General features: G+C 35.5%; 23 protein-coding genes, 3 tRNA genes and 1 pseudogene. 8 read left to right on the top strand and 19 right to left on the bottom strand.

Annotated features, from left to right (window positions below):
* Positions 1-59: 59 nt before the first annotated feature.
* Positions 60-677, top strand: a complete 618-nt coding sequence (locus tag OTK01_RS03870) for a GNAT family N-acetyltransferase (protein WP_013432085.1) — start codon at positions 60-62, stop codon at positions 675-677.
* A gap of 57 nt (positions 678-734) precedes the next feature.
* Here OTK01_RS03870 and OTK01_RS03865 read toward each other — a convergent pair whose 3' ends face one another.
* The 7 genes from OTK01_RS03865 to OTK01_RS03835 form a co-directional block, all read right to left on the bottom strand.
* Positions 735-1016: a spore coat protein gene (locus OTK01_RS03865; RefSeq protein ID WP_013432084.1), complete on the bottom strand. Its 282-nt coding sequence runs from the start codon at positions 1014-1016 to the stop codon at positions 735-737.
* Between the two features lie 20 nt (positions 1017-1036).
* Positions 1037-1237: a hypothetical protein gene (locus OTK01_RS03860; protein ID WP_013432083.1), complete on the bottom strand. Its 201-nt coding sequence runs from the start codon at positions 1235-1237 to the stop codon at positions 1037-1039.
* 84 nt (positions 1238-1321) lie between these two features.
* On the bottom strand, positions 1322-1993 hold the full coding sequence (locus OTK01_RS03855) for a L,D-transpeptidase family protein (RefSeq protein WP_029229146.1): 672 nt from the start codon (positions 1991-1993) through the stop codon (positions 1322-1324).
* Positions 1994-2116: 123 nt separating this feature from the next.
* Positions 2117-2503: an aspartate 1-decarboxylase gene (gene panD / locus OTK01_RS03850; protein ID WP_029229145.1), complete on the bottom strand. Its 387-nt coding sequence runs from the start codon at positions 2501-2503 to the stop codon at positions 2117-2119.
* A gap of 5 nt (positions 2504-2508) precedes the next feature.
* Complete coding sequence (panC, locus tag OTK01_RS03845; RefSeq protein ID WP_029229144.1) at positions 2509-3357, bottom strand: pantoate--beta-alanine ligase; 849 nt, start codon at positions 3355-3357, stop codon at positions 2509-2511.
* On the bottom strand, positions 3357-4151 hold the full coding sequence (gene panB, locus OTK01_RS03840; protein WP_029229143.1) for a 3-methyl-2-oxobutanoate hydroxymethyltransferase: 795 nt from the start codon (positions 4149-4151) through the stop codon (positions 3357-3359). The genes panC and panB overlap by 1 nt, the downstream gene beginning before the upstream one ends.
* Positions 4120-4995 carry a Rossmann-like and DUF2520 domain-containing protein gene (locus OTK01_RS03835; RefSeq protein ID WP_029229142.1) on the bottom strand — a complete coding sequence of 292 codons (876 nt, stop codon included), beginning with the start codon at positions 4993-4995 and terminating at the stop codon, positions 4120-4122. Before OTK01_RS03835 ends, panB begins: the two co-directional genes overlap by 32 nt.
* 318 nt (positions 4996-5313) lie before the next feature.
* On the opposite strand from OTK01_RS03835, the gene OTK01_RS03830 reads away from it, so the two are divergent.
* Positions 5314-5832: a ferritin gene (locus OTK01_RS03830; RefSeq protein WP_014042840.1), complete on the top strand. Its 519-nt coding sequence runs from the start codon at positions 5314-5316 to the stop codon at positions 5830-5832.
* A 94-nt stretch (positions 5833-5926) separates the two neighbouring features.
* Positions 5927-6148 (top strand): FmdB family zinc ribbon protein, encoded by a 222-nt coding sequence (locus OTK01_RS03825; protein ID WP_014042841.1) that lies wholly within the window; start codon positions 5927-5929, stop codon positions 6146-6148.
* Positions 6149-6191: 43 nt separating this feature from the next.
* Here the strand turns inward: OTK01_RS03825 and OTK01_RS03820 are convergent, their stop codons facing one another.
* Positions 6192-6449 (bottom strand): hypothetical protein, encoded by a 258-nt coding sequence (locus OTK01_RS03820; protein ID WP_029229141.1) that lies wholly within the window; start codon positions 6447-6449, stop codon positions 6192-6194.
* Positions 6450-6516: 67 nt separating this feature from the next.
* Between OTK01_RS03820 and OTK01_RS03815 the strand changes: the two genes are divergently transcribed.
* Positions 6517-6604: transfer RNA gene (locus OTK01_RS03815), tRNA-Leu, on the top strand.
* Between the two features lie 68 nt (positions 6605-6672).
* A tRNA-Arg gene (locus tag OTK01_RS03810) sits at positions 6673-6749 on the top strand.
* 173 nt (positions 6750-6922) lie between these two features.
* Here OTK01_RS03810 and OTK01_RS03805 read toward each other — a convergent pair.
* The gene (locus OTK01_RS03805; RefSeq protein WP_029229140.1) at positions 6923-7138 is read right to left on the bottom strand and encodes a helix-turn-helix domain-containing protein; all 216 of its coding nucleotides are present in this window, start codon (positions 7136-7138) and stop codon (positions 6923-6925) included.
* 492 nt (positions 7139-7630) lie between these two features.
* Positions 7631-7846: a helix-turn-helix domain-containing protein gene (locus OTK01_RS03800; RefSeq protein WP_029229139.1), complete on the bottom strand. Its 216-nt coding sequence runs from the start codon at positions 7844-7846 to the stop codon at positions 7631-7633.
* Between the two features lie 479 nt (positions 7847-8325).
* On the opposite strand from OTK01_RS03800, the gene OTK01_RS03795 reads away from it, so the two are divergent.
* Positions 8326-10098, top strand: a complete 1773-nt coding sequence (locus OTK01_RS03795) for an IS1182 family transposase (RefSeq protein ID WP_269011780.1) — start codon at positions 8326-8328, stop codon at positions 10096-10098.
* A 349-nt stretch (positions 10099-10447) separates the two neighbouring features.
* Here the strand turns inward: OTK01_RS03795 and OTK01_RS03790 are convergent, their stop codons facing one another.
* The 4 genes from OTK01_RS03790 to OTK01_RS03775 form a co-directional block, all read right to left on the bottom strand.
* On the bottom strand, positions 10448-10951 hold the full coding sequence (locus tag OTK01_RS03790; protein ID WP_029229263.1) for an ECF transporter S component: 504 nt from the start codon (positions 10949-10951) through the stop codon (positions 10448-10450).
* A 98-nt stretch (positions 10952-11049) separates the two neighbouring features.
* Positions 11050-12285 (bottom strand): B12-binding domain-containing radical SAM protein, encoded by a 1236-nt coding sequence (locus OTK01_RS03785; RefSeq protein WP_084694659.1) that lies wholly within the window; start codon positions 12283-12285, stop codon positions 11050-11052.
* Positions 12286-12729: 444 nt separating this feature from the next.
* Positions 12730-12806 (bottom strand) — tRNA-Val (locus OTK01_RS03780).
* A gap of 213 nt (positions 12807-13019) precedes the next feature.
* Positions 13020-13928 carry a transposase gene (locus OTK01_RS03775; RefSeq protein WP_232841731.1) on the bottom strand — a complete coding sequence of 303 codons (909 nt, stop codon included), beginning with the start codon at positions 13926-13928 and terminating at the stop codon, positions 13020-13022.
* Positions 13929-14255: 327 nt separating this feature from the next.
* On the opposite strand from OTK01_RS03775, the gene OTK01_RS03770 reads away from it, so the two are divergent.
* Positions 14256-15485, top strand: a complete 1230-nt coding sequence (locus OTK01_RS03770) for an IS256 family transposase (RefSeq protein WP_269011779.1) — start codon at positions 14256-14258, stop codon at positions 15483-15485.
* Here the strand turns inward: OTK01_RS03770 and OTK01_RS03765 are convergent.
* The 5 genes and pseudogenes from OTK01_RS03765 to OTK01_RS03745 form a co-directional block, all read right to left on the bottom strand.
* Positions 15481-15708 (bottom strand): annotated as a pseudogene (locus tag OTK01_RS03765) (UPF0236 family transposase-like protein); the annotation flags it as partial. The gene OTK01_RS03770 and the pseudogene OTK01_RS03765 overlap by 5 nt on opposite strands.
* A gap of 190 nt (positions 15709-15898) precedes the next feature.
* Positions 15899-16309, bottom strand: a complete 411-nt coding sequence (locus OTK01_RS03760) for a PIN domain-containing protein (protein WP_269011778.1) — start codon at positions 16307-16309, stop codon at positions 15899-15901.
* Complete coding sequence (locus tag OTK01_RS03755; protein ID WP_029229069.1) at positions 16309-16575, bottom strand: AbrB/MazE/SpoVT family DNA-binding domain-containing protein; 267 nt, start codon at positions 16573-16575, stop codon at positions 16309-16311. Before OTK01_RS03755 ends, OTK01_RS03760 begins: the two co-directional genes overlap by 1 nt.
* Positions 16576-16914: 339 nt before the next feature.
* Positions 16915-17088, bottom strand: coding sequence for a hypothetical protein (locus OTK01_RS03750; protein WP_269011777.1), 174 nt, complete (start codon positions 17086-17088; stop codon positions 16915-16917).
* Between the two features lie 21 nt (positions 17089-17109).
* Positions 17110-17259: a hypothetical protein gene (locus tag OTK01_RS03745; RefSeq protein WP_269011776.1), complete on the bottom strand. Its 150-nt coding sequence runs from the start codon at positions 17257-17259 to the stop codon at positions 17110-17112.
* Between the two features lie 80 nt (positions 17260-17339).
* Between OTK01_RS03745 and OTK01_RS03740 the strand changes: the two genes are divergently transcribed.
* The gene (locus OTK01_RS03740; RefSeq protein WP_029229194.1) at positions 17340-17795 is read left to right on the top strand and encodes a nucleotidyl transferase AbiEii/AbiGii toxin family protein; all 456 of its coding nucleotides are present in this window, start codon (positions 17340-17342) and stop codon (positions 17793-17795) included.
* Positions 17796-17911: the final 116 nt, after the last annotated feature.

The following is a 17911-nucleotide window of genomic DNA, read 5'->3' as shown; positions in this document are numbered from 1 at the left end:
TAAATAACAACGTAGCAAAGCATATAAAAAAGATTTGTTATTTCAGCAAGGTGAGTCGTATGATAAGATGTGCAAAGTTTTCTGACCTTCCCCAGATAGCACAAATTTTCAGAGAAGCTTTTTCTGACAGCATTGAGTTCTACTTTGAGAACAGAATCAAAAACTCTGCTATAGAAGACATATTCAAAGTTGTGCTCATTTCAGAACCTCATGGTTTCTTGGTCTATGAAGATGAAGAAAATAAAAAGATTGCAGGGTATATATGTGTTGTCAGAGACATCAAAAAGGTATGGATTGCTGCAATCTTGACCCTTTCGTTTTTAAAGTGGACTATCAAATGGCTTTTGGGCCTGTACGGTTTTGGCATAAGACCAATATGGAAAATTCTTTCCAACAAGATTGACTTTTTTAGGTTTCAGACAAAATATGCAAGTCAAATTTCCGCACAAATTCTCTCTATTGGTACATTAAAAAGCTACAGAGGAAAAAACATTGGAACAAAACTTGTTGAGGCAGGACTTGAATTTTTAAAATCAAAAGGAGTAAAAGAAGTAAAATTAGAAGTAAGACCAGATAATCTGCCTGCTATAAAACTATACAAAAAATTTGGATTCTATCAAATTGGAATGTCACGAGATCCTCAAGGCAAATGGATTGTCATGAAAAAAAGTTTTTAAAAATCAAAAAGGGCAGACTTTAAAAAACTTGCAGGTCTGCCCTTTAAATGAAGGTTTTTACATCGAAACCATTTGGATATTGTTCTGAATTGTTTGAACATCCCTCTGAGCCTTTGTAATATCCTCTTGCTTTGCCATTTCAACAGGGTACCAGCCCTTTTGCGAGAGGAAATCAAAAATCTGTTTCTGATGGTCAAATACCCTGGTCAAAACTGACATAGCTTCTCTTCTGAGAGCATTGTTTGTGCTCTCTAAAACTAAGTTTGTCAAAGCTGTTGCCTGAAGCTTTAAAGAGTTCAAAAGCGAAAAAGCAATATCTCTGTCTGAAAGTGTCTTCATGGCTATCACCCCTTTTTCTGTTATTGAATGTTTGGATTTTCAATAAATCTTGACAGGATGTTTATGTCACTTTTGTGGTGGTTTACACACTGCTGGCACAGATTTTTAAGTGATACGTCTGTAATCTGGTCAGATACGCCTGCAATAAAGTTGATAGAATTTTGCATCATCTTGATATTGTCTTCTAAAAACATGAGCTCTTTTGAGGTAATGTTAGCCACTTTCTTAAAACCTCCCTTTTTTGAAGTTTTACATCTTGGTGCTTTAAAAGCTACACAGATTATTTTTTTATTTTTAAGCCTCTTTTATTCAAATAAATAAAAACCCATTTTTCTTAACAAATAAGGTGTAATTTTGTTGGTCACAGAAAGCTTGTTTTTCTTCTGAAATAAATTAATTGCATATTCAAGTGCTGCTCCATACTTGCCATCGATGCTCCCTGAATAAAATCCGAGTTCTTTGAGCCTTCTTTGAACTACCATAACATCCTCGCCAGTATCACCCGGGTAAATTGTTCTAAAACCGTTTCTAAACTCTCCATATATGCCTTCTGAAATTATTACTGTAGTTCCAATAGGAATATATGAAAAGAGCTCCTTCACATCCTTGTTCAGCATTCTGACACAGCCTTTGCTCACATGAGCTCCTATATAACTTTCATATATTGTCCCATGAATACCATATTTACCATATCGGACATTTAGACCCATCCACCTTCCTCCAAATCCTTCACCCCAGTAGTCTTTCGATATTATTTTGAATGTGCCAACTGGAGTAGGAGTTGAAGGTTTCCCAGGTGATATGGGATATGACTTGTACAAAATTCCTTCTTTAAAGACATATAACCTACTGTCATCAATTGAGACATATATAAGATATGGATTTTTATTGTAGTTTGATATGCCTAAAATGGCTATTAAAGGTATTAGAATAACTAAAATCGAAAGTATAGCTTTGAGCTGATTTTTTCTCTTCATTTTTAAAATTTCAATTTCAGCACTTCAATAGATATAGTTTATGCAAAAGCCAGAAATTTTATTAAAAAATTAAAGGCGGGGATTGAAAATTTGTTTCTCCCCACCTTTGCAACTCAAAATTAATTAACAAATACATTCAGATTGCTCTTCTTTATCCGAAAGCCTTACAATTTTGTTTTTATCATCCACAAACACAATCTTTGGCTTGTGATTATAATACTCTTCCATGGTAAGAAGACAGTATGCCATTATGATTATCTTATCGCCCACCTGCACAAGGCGAGCTGCTGCACCGTTTAGGCAAATTGTTCCACTGCCTTTTTCACCTTTTATCACATAAGTTTCGAACCTTTCGCCGTTGTTTATATTCACAACCTGCACCTTTTCATTTTCAAATATTCCGGCTGCTTTCATCAAGTCCTCATCAATTGTAATACTACCAACATAGTTTAGATTTGCCTCTGTAACGGTTGCTCTGTGAATCTTAGACTTTAAAACCTCAATGAACATCTTTGCTATTTCGCCTCCACCACAATGTTGTCTATAAGTCTTGCCTTTCCAACAAAAACGGCAAGAGCTATCAAAACCTTTCCCTCAACCTTTGAGATTATCTCAAACGTCTCATTGTTCACAAACTCAATGTAATCAATCTTTGTGTACTTCTCTTTTAAAATCATCTCTTCCATAGCCCTTTTTATGCTTGATACATCCTTTTCGCCTTTTTCAATCATCTCTTTTGCCAAATTCAAAGCCCTGTACAAAACAGCTGCAGATTTTCTTTCCTCTTCAGAAAGATATACATTTCTTGAGCTCATTGCAAGACCATCTTGTTCACGCACAATCGGACATGGAATTATCTCAACGTCAAGATTTAGGTCTTTTACCATCTGCTTTATGACAGCAAGCTGCTGGGCATCCTTTTGCCCAAAGTATGCTCTGTCTGGGTTTACAATGTTAAACAGCTTTAATACGACTGTTGCAACACCGTCAAAATGACCTGGTCTTGACTTGCCGCACATTATCTCTGTTATTTTCTTCACTGACACAACTGTTTTAAAATCTTCGGGATACATCTCTTTTACCGATGGATAAAATATATAGTCAACACCTTCTTTTTCGGCAAGGCTCTTATCTCTTTCAAAGTCGCGCGGGTATCTGTCATAATCCTCATTTGGTCCAAATTGAATAGGATTTACAAATATGCTCATAATGGTAATATCGTTTTGCTGTTTAGAAAGCCTTACCAAGCTCAAATGTCCTTCGTGCAGATATCCCATTGTTGGAACAAAACCTATTGATTTACCTTCTTTTTTAAGTCTTTTTACAATCTCTTTCATCTCCTGAATTTTTTGCACAACAACCATCAGTAACTGTGCTCCTTTCCTGGAAATTCTCCTTTTTTGACCTCTTCAATGTACCTTGTCACAGCATCTTTGATTATATTCCCCACTTCAGCATATCTTTTTACAAACTTCGGCTTGAAATCTTCATACATACCAAGCATATCATAGCACACAAGCACCTGACCATCACAGTATGGTCCTGCCCCTATCCCAATTACAGGCACTTTTACACTCTCTTGAACCTGTTTTGCAACATGAGCTGGCACCTTTTCAAGAACAATTGCAAATACCCCAGCTTTCTCAAGCTTTTTAGCATCTTCCACAAGTTTTTTGGCTTCAGCTTCTTCCTTTGCTCGAAGGTCATAGCCTCCAAAGATGTTGACAGACTGGGGTGTCAGCCCCAAATGTCCCATAACAGGTATCTGGGCTTTTATGACAGCTTCTATTTTATCATATACATCGTCGCAGCCTTCCATCTTGACTGCATACGCCCCCGCACGAATTAACCTTCCTGCGTTTTTCACAGCTTCCTCAACTGTTGTGTGGTATGACAAGAACGGCATGTCAGCAACAACCATAGAATATTTTGCCCCTCTGCTAACCGCCCTAACATGGTGCTCCATATCATCCATTGTGACAGGAATTGTAGAGTCATAGCCAAGGATCACCATGCCGAGAGAGTCACCAACAAGCAGGATATCCACAGAGCAGCTATCAAATATCTTTGCGAATGTATAGTCGTAAGCAGTAAGCATGGTGATCTTTTCGCCCTTTTGCTTTTTTTCAAAAAGCGTCTTGGTTGTCACCTTGTTCATTTTTTTCACCACCTTTTACATTTATAAATTGTTGAAGTTTTTCGCAGACACTTTTATCTCCCTTTTCAAATATCAGGTCTGCCGCAAGCTTTAAAAGTTCTAAAAAAGTAGTTTTCTTCTCATCCGGCAAAGCATTGTAGTGTTTTTGAAGTGTCAAAACATCGCCTCTTGCGGCAGGTCCTGTTAAACAGTTGAGCCTATCCTTTAAAAAATTTTCAAGTGATGCAGAAGAAAGAGGCTTTATTATAGAAAAAATAGCCTCATCATTGAGTCCAATTTTCTTATAAAGCGAATACGAAAAGTTTAAAAGAGCCACAAGGTAATTTGAAGCAACTGTTGCTGCAAGATGATAAACTACTTTGTCTTCTTTTTTGAGCTCTATATATTTATTCCCTATTTTCTGCAAGATTATCTTGGCAACCTTTTTTCCTTCATCATCACCTTCTAAAGAAAATATCGCCTCCTTCAAAAACTGGACATCTTCAGGCTGCCCTCTGAGCGTCTGAATAGGGTGAAGAGAAAATTTTCCTCTGCATTCGGTTTTTATAGCATCAGAGGTCAGCGCACCTGATAAGTGCCCAATTACTTTTTGTGACAAATGCGACGAATAAAGGTTTTTAGAAACTTCTTCTATGAATGTATCAGAAATAGCTATAAAAATCACATCAGAAGCATCCACCAGTTCCTCAGGGTTTGTAAATACTTGTGTGGCTGTCATGTAGGAAGCTTTTATGGCTTTTTCGTATGTTCTGTTATAAAACCCTGTAATCTCAAGCCCATGCTCTTTGAAATAAAGCGCAAGAGAAATTCCAGCTTTTGAAGCCCCATAAAAGCCTATTTTCACTTTAAACTACCTCCATATAAAACTAAAAAAGGCAGAACAGAGTCTGCCTTTCCTTCGCTTGAAGAAATTTTGTTTTCAGGTTCATATGCAGTCCCTGTTCTTTAAAAATCAGGGCAGCTTTTTAATTTTTCAGTTTTATTAGTTTAAATCATTATTAAGAAGTCTATTAAAGTATGGCTCGACAATCTTGTCGATGCCATCTTTTCATAATTAATTATACCACAACTTAGCAAAAAATATAGTGTTATTTTTTATATTTGAAAGGGTATTAATATGATTGAAAATCAAAATTTAAAATAAATGAGAGGTGCAGTCCAAATGAGAAGTGAAAAAATCCTTGAGATGTTAAATGAACAGTTAAACAGAGAACTATTCTCAGCATACTTTTATACAGCAATGGAAGCGTATTTTGCTTCACAAAATTTAGATGGTTTTGCTCACTTTTTTATGGTCCAGACAAAAGAAGAGCTCGACCATGCAAGATTGATATTTGACTATATAAACAAAATAGGTGGAAGAGTAATTTTAAAAGAGTTAAAACAGCCAAAAATAGATTATTCTTCGCCTACAGAAGTTTTTGAACTTGCACTTTCACATGAACGGTTTATAACCTCTTCTATCCATGAGATTGCAAAGGCAGCTTTGGAAGAGAAAGACCTTACCACCCACAACTTTTTGCAATGGTTTATAAACGAACAAGCTGAGGAAGAAGAAACAATGGACAAGATTTTAAGAAAGCTGAAATTCATAAAAGAAGACCCAAGTGGACTTCTGTTCTTGGATAAAGAACTTTCAACAAGAGTGTACACACCACCTTCTATCTTGCAGGAAAATTAAAATACATCCAGTTTTTAGCCCTATTGATTTTAGAGCCCTTTTGCACTATACTATATTAGATGATAAAAATTTTTGGATGAAGGTGACCAAAGAGATGTTTTACACATTCGTTTGCAACAGCTGCCAAGAAGTTTTTGAAATAAAAGCGTCCATTTCAGAAATCTCGAACGGTCTTAAAGTCAGCTGTCCAAAATGTGCGTCAAATGACGTCACAAGAGATTATTCAAAAATAAATATTGGGCTATCTGCAGGAAGCGGTGCAAAAAGCAGCAGCTGCAGCACCTGTTCAGGTTCTAAAGGCTGCTGTGGAAGCTAAAATAAATCCCAGCCCCTGCAAAGGAGCTGGGATTTTTATTTTCTTAGCCTATTACATAGACATTCTGATTTTTTTCATCTTCCCATCTTTTTAAAAGCATATTGTAAGGAAGGTATTGCAGAAGTGTTAGATATGGCAAAATGGCAAAATAAACCACCATTAGGACTATATAAAATAATCCTACTGAGAGCATTTGGGCTTCTGTCAAATCTTTTGCTACATAATCTGCCACAATTAATGGAATTTGTAATGTAACATTGATGCCTGTTCCATATAAAATTGTAAGTAAAAAAAGATTCAAATCTGAAAAATGTTATTGACAAACTCAAAAGAGCTCTTTATAATATATATTGCAAAGTCAATGAGGTGCCGAGATGGTGGAATTGGCAGACACGCTACTTTGAGGGGGTAGTGGGCGTTATGCCCGTGCGAGTTCGAGTCTCGCTCTCGGCACCAGTTAAAAAGCAAATAAGGCCCTGTAAAAAAGGGCTTTATTTTTTATTTAACAATTGAAAAATGGATGCGCGCCCATAGCTCAATTGGATAGAGCATCAGACTACGGATCTGAGGGTTGGGGGTTCGAGTCCTCCTGGGCGCGCCAGATAAAATCAAGGTTCGCGGAGTTGTATAAAATTCCCAAGTAGTAGTTTGACACCTATTTGACACCTATACGAAATAAGTTTTGGATTAACTAAAATCAGCATGAACGTAGCTGAATGTGTATGTAATTAATTATGCATAAACAAAAATGGGAAGGTTAGAAAAAGCCTTCCCTTAAATTTTTATCTCAGGATTGGTTTTAAGCCAGTCCCAGAACAAATCTTTCGGGACAAGTATTCTGCGTCCTATTTGTATCTTTGGAAATCCCTTTGAATGAACCAATTTAGAAGCTAATTTATAACTCACGCCCAGCAGTTTTGCAATTTCTTCGATGTTATAAGTTGCTTTTTTAATTTCTTCTCTTTGCTTCTGAAGATTTATTATTTCCATTAAATACCCCTCCTTTGAAGATTTTATTTGAAAGGTCAGACAAACCTGCCAAACGTACAACATACTTCATTCATTTGGACACCAAAAAGTAAATAATCTACGAACCCACTTGTTAAGCGTGAACCAAATAAAAATGCCTGTTTGGCAAATATGACAACTGTGAAAATCTTTCTAAATTTGTTGCTTCTTAAAACCTCTTTCCCGTAACACCACTTACAAATCTATTTGAAAATTTATTTAGAATTTTTTTGGAATTTCTTAAGAAGTGTGACGAGAAAAAGTTTATTGGGTGGATGTATCTGTTAGAATATAGGCATTTGCTTTTGAGATGATTTATTACAAAAACTTTAAGACACTAAAAAGGAATAAATTTATTTGCCAATATGTACCAGCAGATTATTTTCAACTGATTTGTGCCTTTTCCTAAAAAATAATGGGAGAGTTTTCCTCTCCCATTCCCTTGATTCAAAAAGCTTCCGGAATAATTACACTTTATATCTTTATTTCTGGATTGTTTTTTAGCCAGTCCAAAAATAATTGTTTCGGAATAACTATGCGACGACCAATTTGGATTTTTGGAAAACCTTTCATATGGACTAATCTTGCAGCCAATTTGTAGCTTATACCTAATATTTTAGCAATTTCGTTTATGGTATAAGTAACTCTTTCAATTTCTTCTTCCTGATGTTGAATATCTCTCATTTCCATTATTTCTCTACCTCCAGTAGGAAATACAGTTTCTAAAAATAAAAAAGAAGAGAAGCCTCTTTAAAGAGAGCTTCTCTTCTTGATTTGTACAGTTTTCTTTTCCCAACTGGAGTTCTTGTTACTTATACGTTTTTTATTCATTTACTAAATCTTTTCAATCGTAGTTTTAGGGAAATCAATCAAGCAAAAATCAGGTAAAGCATTATTAAACTACCCTGTTATCCTTAGTTATCCTTAAAAAAATTTTACTTCGTTTAAATTGTTCTGCAACCCTTTCATCCGTTTATACCTGGAACTTAATATCTTCCGGTATATTTGAATAGAGTACATAACTTGCTTGCACCTAAGATAAATCTGTCAAAAAATAAAGAGGGGCTGTCCAAAAAGATGAATGGGCAGTCCCTTTAATTTTGCTCTTTTGACATAGTGATATATTTTTGATATAATATATCAAAAATGATAACATAAGGTGATAAACCATGGCTCGTAAACATGATAAAGTTGTCTTCAAAAATTACAGCCCATACCAATATTTAATGCCTATCGACCCAGAAGCTTTTATACCTCAAAATCATTTGGTCAGAGTAATTGATAAAATCATTGATAAGATAGATATATCAACCGTAATGGAAAAGTACAAAGGTGGTGGTACAAGTAGTTACCATCCACTGATGTTATTAAAAGTTTTAATCTATGCTTACATACAAGGTATTTATTCATCAAGAAAAATAGCTCGGGCTTTACGTGAAAACATTACTTTTATGTGGCTCTCAAAATATCAAGCTCCTGATTTTAGGACTATCAACAGATTTAGAAAAGAAATTTTGGGGGATGCAATTGAAAATATCTTTGCCGAGGTGGTTAAACTCCTTATAGAGTTAGGATATGTAAACTTCGACTATTACTATCTCGATGGGACAAAAGTTGAAGCCAATGCGAACAAGTATTCTTTTGTTTGGGCTAAAAGTACAAGAACTTTCGAAAAGAAGTTAAGAGAAAAAGTGAAAAACATAATCGAAGAGATTGAAAAAATAAATGAAGAGGAAGATAAAGCATTGGGAGATTTAGATGTAAAGTTAGAAGCTGACTATGATAGCAAGCAGTTAGAAGAAAAGATTGAGCAAATAAATCAAAAACTTGAGGAGGCTGAGTTTAAAAGCAAAAGAAAAGAAAAAAGAGTAAAGAAGCTGGTAAAGGTACTGAAAAATGATTGTGTCCTCAGACTCAAGAAGTATGAGAATTATGAAGCAATTTTAAATGGCAGGAACAGTTTCTCTAAGACAGACAATGACGCCACATTCATGAGGATGAAGGAAGACCATATGAAAAATGGGATGCTAAAACCTGGGTATAATGTGCAAATCGGCACACAGAACCGATTTGTGATAGGTTTTAGCATCCACCAAAGTCCCACAGACACTGTCTGTCTAAAGGAACACCTTGAGCTTGTGGAGAAGATAACAGGCCACAAGCCCAAGAACCTTGTAGCAGACAGTGGCTATGGGTCTGAAGAAAACTACCTTCATCTGAAAGAATGTGGCATAAATAGCTACATTAAGTATAACACATTTGACATAGAGCAGACAAGAAGATTTAAGAAGGATATTTTTAATGTAAAGAACTGGGAGTACATAGCTGAAGAAGATGCCTATGTTTGTCCTGCTGGTAAGAAGGCTAAATATTTATATCCGAAGATAAGTGCAAATGAGAGAGGATTTGTAAGTTATGAGAAGGTATATCAATGTGAAGAGATTTGTAATGGCTGTGAATACAGAGAAAAATGTTATAAAGGTAAAAGATGGAAGAAGAGATTTAGTATAAGACCTAGGTTAGAGAAATTGAAGGAAGAGGTAAGGCAAAGGCTATTGAGTGAAGAAGGCAAAGAGATTTACGAAAAAAGGAAGATAGAAGTTGAGACAGTATTTGGGATAATAAAGAACAATAAAGGGTTTAGGAGATTCCTGCTCAGGGGTATGAAGGGTGTAAAGCTTGAGTGGGGTTTGGTTTGTATTGCCTATAACATAGAAAAATTAGCGAAGATAATAATAGAGGGCTGGAGTAAAACTGCCACCCAACCCTCTTTTTGTTTGCTATATAGTTCAATATTGGTATTTAGTAGCATCAAATGCCCGATTCTGGTTATTAAAAATTATTGTTTTGGGACAGCCCCTTTTATGCTGCTTTGTCCAAATTTATTTCACAAAATACCGAACAAAAATGAACTTTTTGTATTAACAACCAGATGGGCATAATAAGGCTTACTAATAATATAGCACATTTTAATTTCTCCTGTCAAGTATCGTTAGTCGTTGATAGTGTCTCCCTCTTGCATTTAATTTTGCAAGAAACAAACTTTATCAGGTTACCTTAAATAAAAAAGCAACTTGTCATTCCAAAGTGAAAAGTAGAAGTACTTTGCCTCTTTCAGCATAATACGGGTTGTGCTAAAAATAATACTCTCCTTCACGTCGAGCAGATAAACGAACGACAAGAAAAGGATAACACAATAAATTGAAAAACATAAAGATGTGTTCATTTAGAATACTTTAATGAAGCATTAATTTGCTCAACTCTTTAATGGATGAAAAAACAAGGTCATTATTAGGTGCGGGCTTTCTTAAGATAATTATCCAAAACCTTCACTATAACTATGCCAATTATACCTCCAATGAGAGCTGTTGCCAATTGAGGTAATGTAAACATCTGAATAATTTTTGTAGGTACTTTGACACCAAACCAGCGAAGAATATACTTCACAGATACTGCAAGCCACAAAAACTTAATAATACTTCCTATAATAATTCCTATTACCTTCTGCTTCAAAAAAGAATAAAATATAACGTACAAAATATTACCAATCATTATGAAAGGAATAAGAGCCGGAAAACCCATAATCCCCACTATTACTGCTATTATAGGTGTCAATAATCCTATAGAAATACCTGACAATATACCTACAATCCCAGTAGATATTATTAGCATAGCATTCACTATAGACCCTGTTATCAGTTGGGGCATCCTTAAAAACTGCACAATTATTGTCAGAGCAAGCAATAAAGCAGTCCTCGTCAATAATTTTACATTTACTTTGAAGTTTTGAGTCATAACTCTTACACTCCTTTCTTTTTTTATCATTTAGTGACAAACAGTAAATTCCTTTATTTACTTATTTGCAGAACAAAATCTCAGCTTTTAGAGTCACTTCATTCAATAAAATGAAAGGCTGTATTCACTGCAGCTGAAAACAGAAGCATTAGTGGATGTCTGGATACCTTGAATAATCTTTTTAGGATAGGAGAAGATGAGTAAAATTTTCTGCGAAGCCAATCATGACCTGCTTGGAGCTCTTCAGGTGTCATACGTGCTGGTTGATATGTCACATGTTCTCCATCATACAGTTCCCAATTATATGTAAGTATTCGTCCAGCCTGTTCCATCTCTTTGAAAAATTCCGTCCCAGGATATGGTGTGAGAATCTTAAAGCTCACAAGATCCACTCCTATATCCATCAACATCTCAAATGTTTGAGGGAAAATAGAGGTATCTTCGTTATCAAATCCTGTCACCATTCCTGCTTCTACCAGAATCCCGTATTTATGAAAAGTAGAGATAACCTCTCGGTAACGAGTAACCTGGTTTTGATATTTATTAGCTTCTTGAAGACTTGCCTGAGATACAGACTCTATTCCAACAAACACTCCTTTGCACCCACTTCGTCGGGCCAGGTCAAGAAGCTCAGAATCATAAGCCATATTAATACTTGCCTGTGCAATCCACCACTTTTTCAAGGGAATCATTGTTCGGAAAAGCTCCTTGGCATATTCAGGATCGCCCACTACATTGTCATCAGTGAAAAATATAAGTTTAGTTGGAGCTCGCTGAATATCGGCAATTACCTCTTCTATAGGTCTGTGTCTCACACCTCGCCCGTACATGTAACGTACCATACAGAAACTGCAAGCAAATGGACAGCCTCGTGATGTTTCCACAGCAGTTATTGGAAGGTACCTTTTGCCTTTAAGTAAATCTAAGCGAGGTGGGGGAAGATGCTCAAGAGAAGGTTTTGCTGGTGCTTGGTACATTCTCTTGAGTTGACCACGTCTGGCATCTTCAATTATCTGTCCAAAGATTTCTTCACATTCGCCTATGGCTACAGCATCCACATGCTGAAGAGCTTCTTCGGGCATTAAGGTAGCATGAGGTCCCCCCATGATAACAGGTATGCCTCGTCGTCGGAATTCAGCAGCAATTTCATAAGCTCTTGATGCATGAGGTGTTTCTCCAGTAAGTCCTACAAGATCTACTGGCTCATCATAGGGGATATCCTCTATTTGGTCATCTACAATCTTGACTTCTACATCAGGTGGACACAACACAGCCAGTCGTGGTAAGGTAAGAGCAAAGTTGAGAGTGGAAAAGTTAAGGATCCCTTTTTTCATCTGGCGCAGTGCACGTCCTGCAGGAGCAATAAGAAATAATCGTATCTTCCTTCACTTCTTTAAAATTTGGATATAACTTTAAGAATCTTCTTTTTAGTTTTAAAAAGTTTAATCCTATTTTATCACAAATTTAAAAACGGGGTATTTAAAACTTGTCGAATTTAAATGTTAATTGAAAAGTCAAAATCATAAAGAATATTAAGAAATTGCACAACATTACTTAAAAATACTAATACACGCCTAAACAAGCAGAAAGCTTACAATTTTTGTTTCATTGCCTAATAGACTACTTCTGTAAAACACTGAAAAAACTAAATAGCTTTTTCGTGAGTAATTCACAACAACTAACAATAAAAAGAAGAAATGCTGCTTTGAGATAAGTTTTCATAATAGCAAAAAAACGATAAACCTCGCCACCAAACTAAAGTTATGAAAATAAATAAATGGTGGGGATAATAGGACTCGAACCTATGACCTCTTGCATGTGAGGCAAGCGCTCTAACCAACTGAGCTATATCCCCACCACTTCAGGTAACTATACTCTCTGTCTATTTATTATAGCATATGTCTTATAAGATGCAACACCAAGTGAAGATGAGACAGTGTCAAGAATTTGGAGGGAGATTTTTTTATTAAAATACGACTGCATTTAAGAAATCTCCAGTACTTAAGGTTTTTAATACTCTAAACGAGCTTGTTGAATAAATATTTTTGCCATAAAAGTATGTATAAGGTTAGCAAAATTGATTCCATACATAAGCAAGAGTAAATTTACGTTTTTCTAATTTCCTAATAAATTCTTCAAATAAGTAAGTTATCAATATCCATTCCACGTGCCTTTTATAAGTTCTAAAGCCTCTTAATCTCATATTTTCTAATTTATATTCCCCTTTAAGTTTACTGAAAAGCCTCTCTATCATCGTTCTTTTTCTGTATACCTTTTTGCCTTCCTCTGTTTCTAAATACTTCATATTCTCTGCCCTTAATTCACTTCTTACATTATCCTTGTTTTTCATATTCCTTTTGTTTACTCCTGCAACAAATTTTATCTCAAGCTCTTGAGCTGCCTTGAACCATTTTTCGCTGTCATATCCTGCATCCGCTATTAAAATCTTCGCTCCATAAATCCATGCCCTGTACAAAAGCTCTATCTTTTGACTATCATGCTCATTCGCACAGGAAAATTCCCACGCCAAAGGTATTATCTCGTCTTTCCCTGTAACAAGTAAATGTAGTTTGTATCCATTGTAAAAACCCAAAACTGCACATACACCTGTCGCTGCATGTCTGTCATTTTTGCTACTTCTCAATGGTGTTGAATCCACCACACAAATACTTGTGTCTGGATTTATTGCACTTACCAGTATTTCTTTTATATCAGCTAAATATTTTCCTTCTATCATTGCTGCATACTTCGCAAAATAAGAATGATCCGGGCTTTTTTCTATCCCTATCGCTCTTCTAAATTCCCTATCTTCATTTATCTTATACTCAAGTTCTCTAAAACTTGTAATACTATTTTTTACTTTGTAAACCAAACACGCTATTATTTGAAATAGTCCAAATTTTCTCGGCCTTCCTCTTTTATTTGATTTTCTTGAGACTCTTAAGATTTGAGCTATTTTTTCAATAGCAAAAAGGATCTATAAAAATTTTCTCTTTTGTGGTTTAATATCATTAGTCATGTTTTGTATCCCCCTTGTGGTTGTTGTGTTATTGCACTTTAAAATTTTATCACAAGGGGGATATTTTTTTATTTCTCCTGTGGATATCTTTACTTACAATGGTTATATCTTTTATTCAACAACCTCTCTAAACAGCAAATCAACTTTTCCTCTCTCTAGAATTGGTATATTATTCCTTGTCTCCTCAACCTGTTTCTTTATCCTCTTAATGTTTTTGGGAGTTAAAATAAAATTGTGTCTACTGTATAATTAGTATTGAGTAATAACCAAAGGGGGTTTACAAACATGGAGAAAAATGAAATTTTTGAAACTGCAAAAAACATGGCTATTGAACAAGTTCTAAACATGTATTGTTCCAAAGATGACCCTACTCGCCCAGCTTTAAAGCAACTTTTAGAAAACTTGCTCGAGTGGTTTATGTTGTCTGAAAGAAATATTTATCTTGCTAAAAACCAAAATGACAAAGGTAATGGTTTTTACGATAGAACACTCGCAACCTCTGTTGGAACACTCGAGATTTCTGTGCCAAGAGCTCGCTCCGGAAATTTTAGACCTTCTATTCTACCTGAACCATATAAAAGAGTTGATGATTCTTACACCGCCCTACTTATGTCTTTAGTCGCAAGCGGTTATTCTGAAAGCTCTCTCCTTCAAACATTGAAAAACTTAAATCTTCCTTATTCCGAAAACGAAATCCTAAAAATCAAAGAAGACCTCAAAAATGAACTTCAATTATTTAAACAAAGAGAATTACCTTCAAGTGCCTTCGCACTTATTATTGATGGTTACCACTGTGAAATCAAAGATAATTCTAAGGTTAAACAGGCTACTTGTTATGTTGTGCTTGGTATCGACTTAGAAGGTAAAAAAGACATTTTTGGTGTTTACACTTTCTTCGGCAAAGAAAATAAGGCTGATTGGACAAAAGTATTTGAAGACTTAATTACAAGAGGTCTTAAGGAAGTTCTAATTGTCATAAGCGATGACTTTCCTGGCATCATAGACGCTGTCAAACTTGCTTATCCTCTTGCAGACCATCAACTATGTTTTGTCCACCTTCAACGCAACGTTAGAAAACATATGTCAAAAGAAGACGCTTCAGCTTTTAACAAAAGTTTAGACAAACTTAGAATTTCTTCATCTGATTTTGATGAAGCTGTATTGAAATTTAAAGAACTTTGTAAAGAATACCTTGTAAAATATCCTCGCTTTGTCAAGGGAATATCCGAAAAAGCAGAGTTCTATCTTGCCCATATGAAATATCCTGAAGAATTAAGAAAGCATATTTATACCACAAACGCTGTTGAAAGTATCAACAGTATAATTGAGAAAATTAGAGTAAATTCAGGTGGGTATTTTCAGTCTATTGATGTTTTAGAAATTAATGTTTACTTACAACGTGAGAATTTACGCCGCACAAAATGGAAAAATGGAGTTCCCAGTATTAGAAAATGTCTTAATAATATAACCCAACTTTACAACTTACGTTATAAATTGGAAACACAAAATTCTTGACAAGTCTCATGTTTTTTCTCATGATCTCTTTCATCACTTTTTCACTTTCGTTTCTCTCTTCTGCTTTCCAGCAAATCTCATTTAGGTATGCCTCTCTTAAGTTTACACCATTATACTTCAAGCTCAATAGCTTTACCATTACCTCTGCTCCTTCTTCGCTCCATCCTCCTGGTCTTGAACTCATCTTATCAGCTAATACATGGCTTACATGCCCTTCTTCACCAGATCCTCTTGTAATTCAATTATATCTCTCGGGAGTAAAAAAAATTAGTGTCCACTATATAATCAGTATTAAAATCACCAAAGTGAGCTCACGATTTTAAAGAAAAACGAAATTTTTGAAACCATTAAAAATAAGGCTATCAAACAAGTACTAAAGGAGTTGGTTCCATGGAAAACATTTCTCACTATTCTTAATCTGTATTCAAAATTTCTACATCAAGTCGTGAAAAATGTTTCTTATCAAAAGTGAATATCTTGTTGTTCCCCAACTTTGCCATGTGATGAGAAAGATATGCATCAATGAAATCAACATTGCTTTCCTTGTAGCTTTTGAGTGCAAAAAGAACAACATCAGCTTCCTCTGCTTCAATACCATCAGAGCATATGAAAGCACTTAGAACATCAGCTATCTCCTTCCTTGGTATCTTATAAAACGATTCTAAAGTCCATACAACCTCTGCAATCGTGATTGGAGCAACAAGCAGTTTTAACTTCCCCTGCTCCGCTTCGAGCATAATCTTCTGAGCTTTCTGGAAAAACTCCTGGTGGTCTTGCAGAAGGTATCTCAAAATAACATTTGCATCAATCCAAACCTTTTCCATTACTGTGTCCCCTTCACTCTCTTGTTTACCCAGATTTCTTTTGTGCTATTTGCTTCATGTTCCAAATCCGTGAACGCAACTGATGACTTCAGAGAACCGCCCAACTCTGATAGTTTTCGCTTCTTTATCACTTCAATTACAACTTTGCCGTCGTCCTGCATCGTGAAAAGTACAGTGTCCCCTATCTCCCCACCAATAACTTTCCTTATCTCAGCTGGCAGTTGTACTTGACCCCTTCCAGTAATCTTTGACGTTGCCTGTATCATCTAAACCACCTCTCTACCAATTGTTCTGAGTTTATTATAATACATGAAGTTTAAAATTTCAATGAATAAGTACATTATTCATTGAACGCTAAAGGATTAATAACTATGTTGTGTTGAAGCCAATAAACTCTAAAACCTGATGAGTCTGCTGCAGAGCAGATACTCAGTAGTGGGTGTGTAAACCACCCTGTGAGAATAAGGGCAGTTTAACTTTGTAGGTAGATGGTAGTCCACAATTAACTATCATTATAACAAGAAAACAAAGCACTGCAAGAACAATCTCAACCATGAAAATAGTCAATTTTTTGTAAAACTTTAGCACAGCCCTGCCTCTTCCCACTACAAAATCTTGCTGAATGGGTTATTTTTGTTCTTCTCAAACACATCCTTAAGTGCATCTTCGAACAGCTTTAAAAGTCTGCTGCTCAAATCTTTGTTCTCAATCTCTTTAATGTATTCCCTCACCTTGTCCAAGCTGAAATCTTCGTCAGTTAGATACATATCTTCCATCATAGAGCAAATCCTCTCAAAAGGCTACTTTTGACGCAGTCCACGAACATACAACCAATCCACAAAAGCTTTCTCGGGTTCTGCATAATTCACTCCATCTATACCCTTTTCATACCCCCAGAACATAAATCTGGGAATCTTGTTGTATTCTACGAACTGGTTTAATATTTCCATTCTAACGTCCTCAAAAAAAGTCATCTGATGTGTTTTGTCAAATTTGCATCATAGTTAGAATCAAGGAATTGGGAAAAAGCTTGAAACTCCAATGTAAGTTTGCAAACATGCAGTCGTACAGAAACGTAGTAGTAAGAATATCACCTTTCATTTTCATTAAAGCTGCAACTCCTGATGAAATACTTGCTGATAAAATAGTTGCAATCTCCTTAAGAAAAAATCTCCAAGGCAGAGATATGTGGGACATATATTATCTTCTTGATCAACTCAGTAATAAACACAATGTACATACTGACTATGAACTTATTATGAAGAAATTTTTAGATTACAACTGCCAACCTTCCGGGATAGCTGAAAAAATAACTTCAGCTGTTGATCAAATTGAAAAGAGAGGACTTTCAGAGTTTCGGCAGGAGATGCTTAAAGTTTTTCCCCGGCCAGCTTATAATCTTTTTGAATCTAAATTCACCACAGTAGTAGAAATTGTCCGCAAAGTTTTGACAGATGCATTATGTAAATTTTCGGAAGGTAGATAAAACAACCTTTGTCTCTGTAAAACTTCTAAAGTGTTAAAATATACGTACCTGTCAATATTATTACTTCCACATGCGTCTTATGCTCAGGTATTTTTTCCTTTCAGGTGATTTTTGAA

It is taken from the genome of Caldicellulosiruptor acetigenus, from assembly GCF_026914305.1.
Lineage (GTDB): Bacteria > Bacillota > Thermoanaerobacteria > Caldicellulosiruptorales > Caldicellulosiruptoraceae > Caldicellulosiruptor > Caldicellulosiruptor acetigenus.
The sequence above is the reverse complement of the archived record's forward strand: the minus strand, read 5'-3'. Positions and strand labels throughout refer to the sequence as shown.

Coding starts and splice junctions, on each gene's coding strand:
- OTK01_RS03870 (WP_013432085.1), top strand. CDS start 60: ATGATAAGATGTGCAAAGTTTTCTGACCTTCCCCAGATAGCACAAATT.
- OTK01_RS03865 (WP_013432084.1), bottom strand. CDS start 1,016: ATGAAGACACTTTCAGACAGAGATATTGCTTTTTCGCTTTTGAACTCT.
- OTK01_RS03855 (WP_029229146.1), bottom strand. CDS start 1,993: ATGAAGAGAAAAAATCAGCTCAAAGCTATACTTTCGATTTTAGTTATT.
- panD (WP_029229145.1), bottom strand. CDS start 2,503: ATGTTCATTGAGGTTTTAAAGTCTAAGATTCACAGAGCAACCGTTACA.
- panC (WP_029229144.1), bottom strand. CDS start 3,357: ATGGTTGTTGTGCAAAAAATTCAGGAGATGAAAGAGATTGTAAAAAGA.
- panB (WP_029229143.1), bottom strand. CDS start 4,151: ATGAACAAGGTGACAACCAAGACGCTTTTTGAAAAAAAGCAAAAGGGC.
- OTK01_RS03830 (WP_014042840.1), top strand. CDS start 5,314: ATGAGAAGTGAAAAAATCCTTGAGATGTTAAATGAACAGTTAAACAGA.
- OTK01_RS03825 (WP_014042841.1), top strand. CDS start 5,927: ATGTTTTACACATTCGTTTGCAACAGCTGCCAAGAAGTTTTTGAAATA.
- OTK01_RS03805 (WP_029229140.1), bottom strand. CDS start 7,138: ATGGAAATAATAAATCTTCAGAAGCAAAGAGAAGAAATTAAAAAAGCA.
- OTK01_RS03800 (WP_029229139.1), bottom strand. CDS start 7,846: ATGGAAATGAGAGATATTCAACATCAGGAAGAAGAAATTGAAAGAGTT.
- OTK01_RS03795 (WP_269011780.1), top strand. CDS start 8,326: ATGGCTCGTAAACATGATAAAGTTGTCTTCAAAAATTACAGCCCATAC.
- OTK01_RS03790 (WP_029229263.1), bottom strand. CDS start 10,951: ATGACTCAAAACTTCAAAGTAAATGTAAAATTATTGACGAGGACTGCT.
- OTK01_RS03785 (WP_084694659.1), bottom strand. CDS start 12,285: ATGAAAAAAGGGATCCTTAACTTTTCCACTCTCAACTTTGCTCTTACC.
- OTK01_RS03770 (WP_269011779.1), top strand. CDS start 14,256: ATGGAGAAAAATGAAATTTTTGAAACTGCAAAAAACATGGCTATTGAA.
- OTK01_RS03760 (WP_269011778.1), bottom strand. CDS start 16,309: ATGGAAAAGGTTTGGATTGATGCAAATGTTATTTTGAGATACCTTCTG.
- OTK01_RS03755 (WP_029229069.1), bottom strand. CDS start 16,575: ATGATACAGGCAACGTCAAAGATTACTGGAAGGGGTCAAGTACAACTG.
- OTK01_RS03750 (WP_269011777.1), bottom strand. CDS start 17,088: ATGATGGAAGATATGTATCTAACTGACGAAGATTTCAGCTTGGACAAG.
- OTK01_RS03745 (WP_269011776.1), bottom strand. CDS start 17,259: ATGGAAATATTAAACCAGTTCGTAGAATACAACAAGATTCCCAGATTT.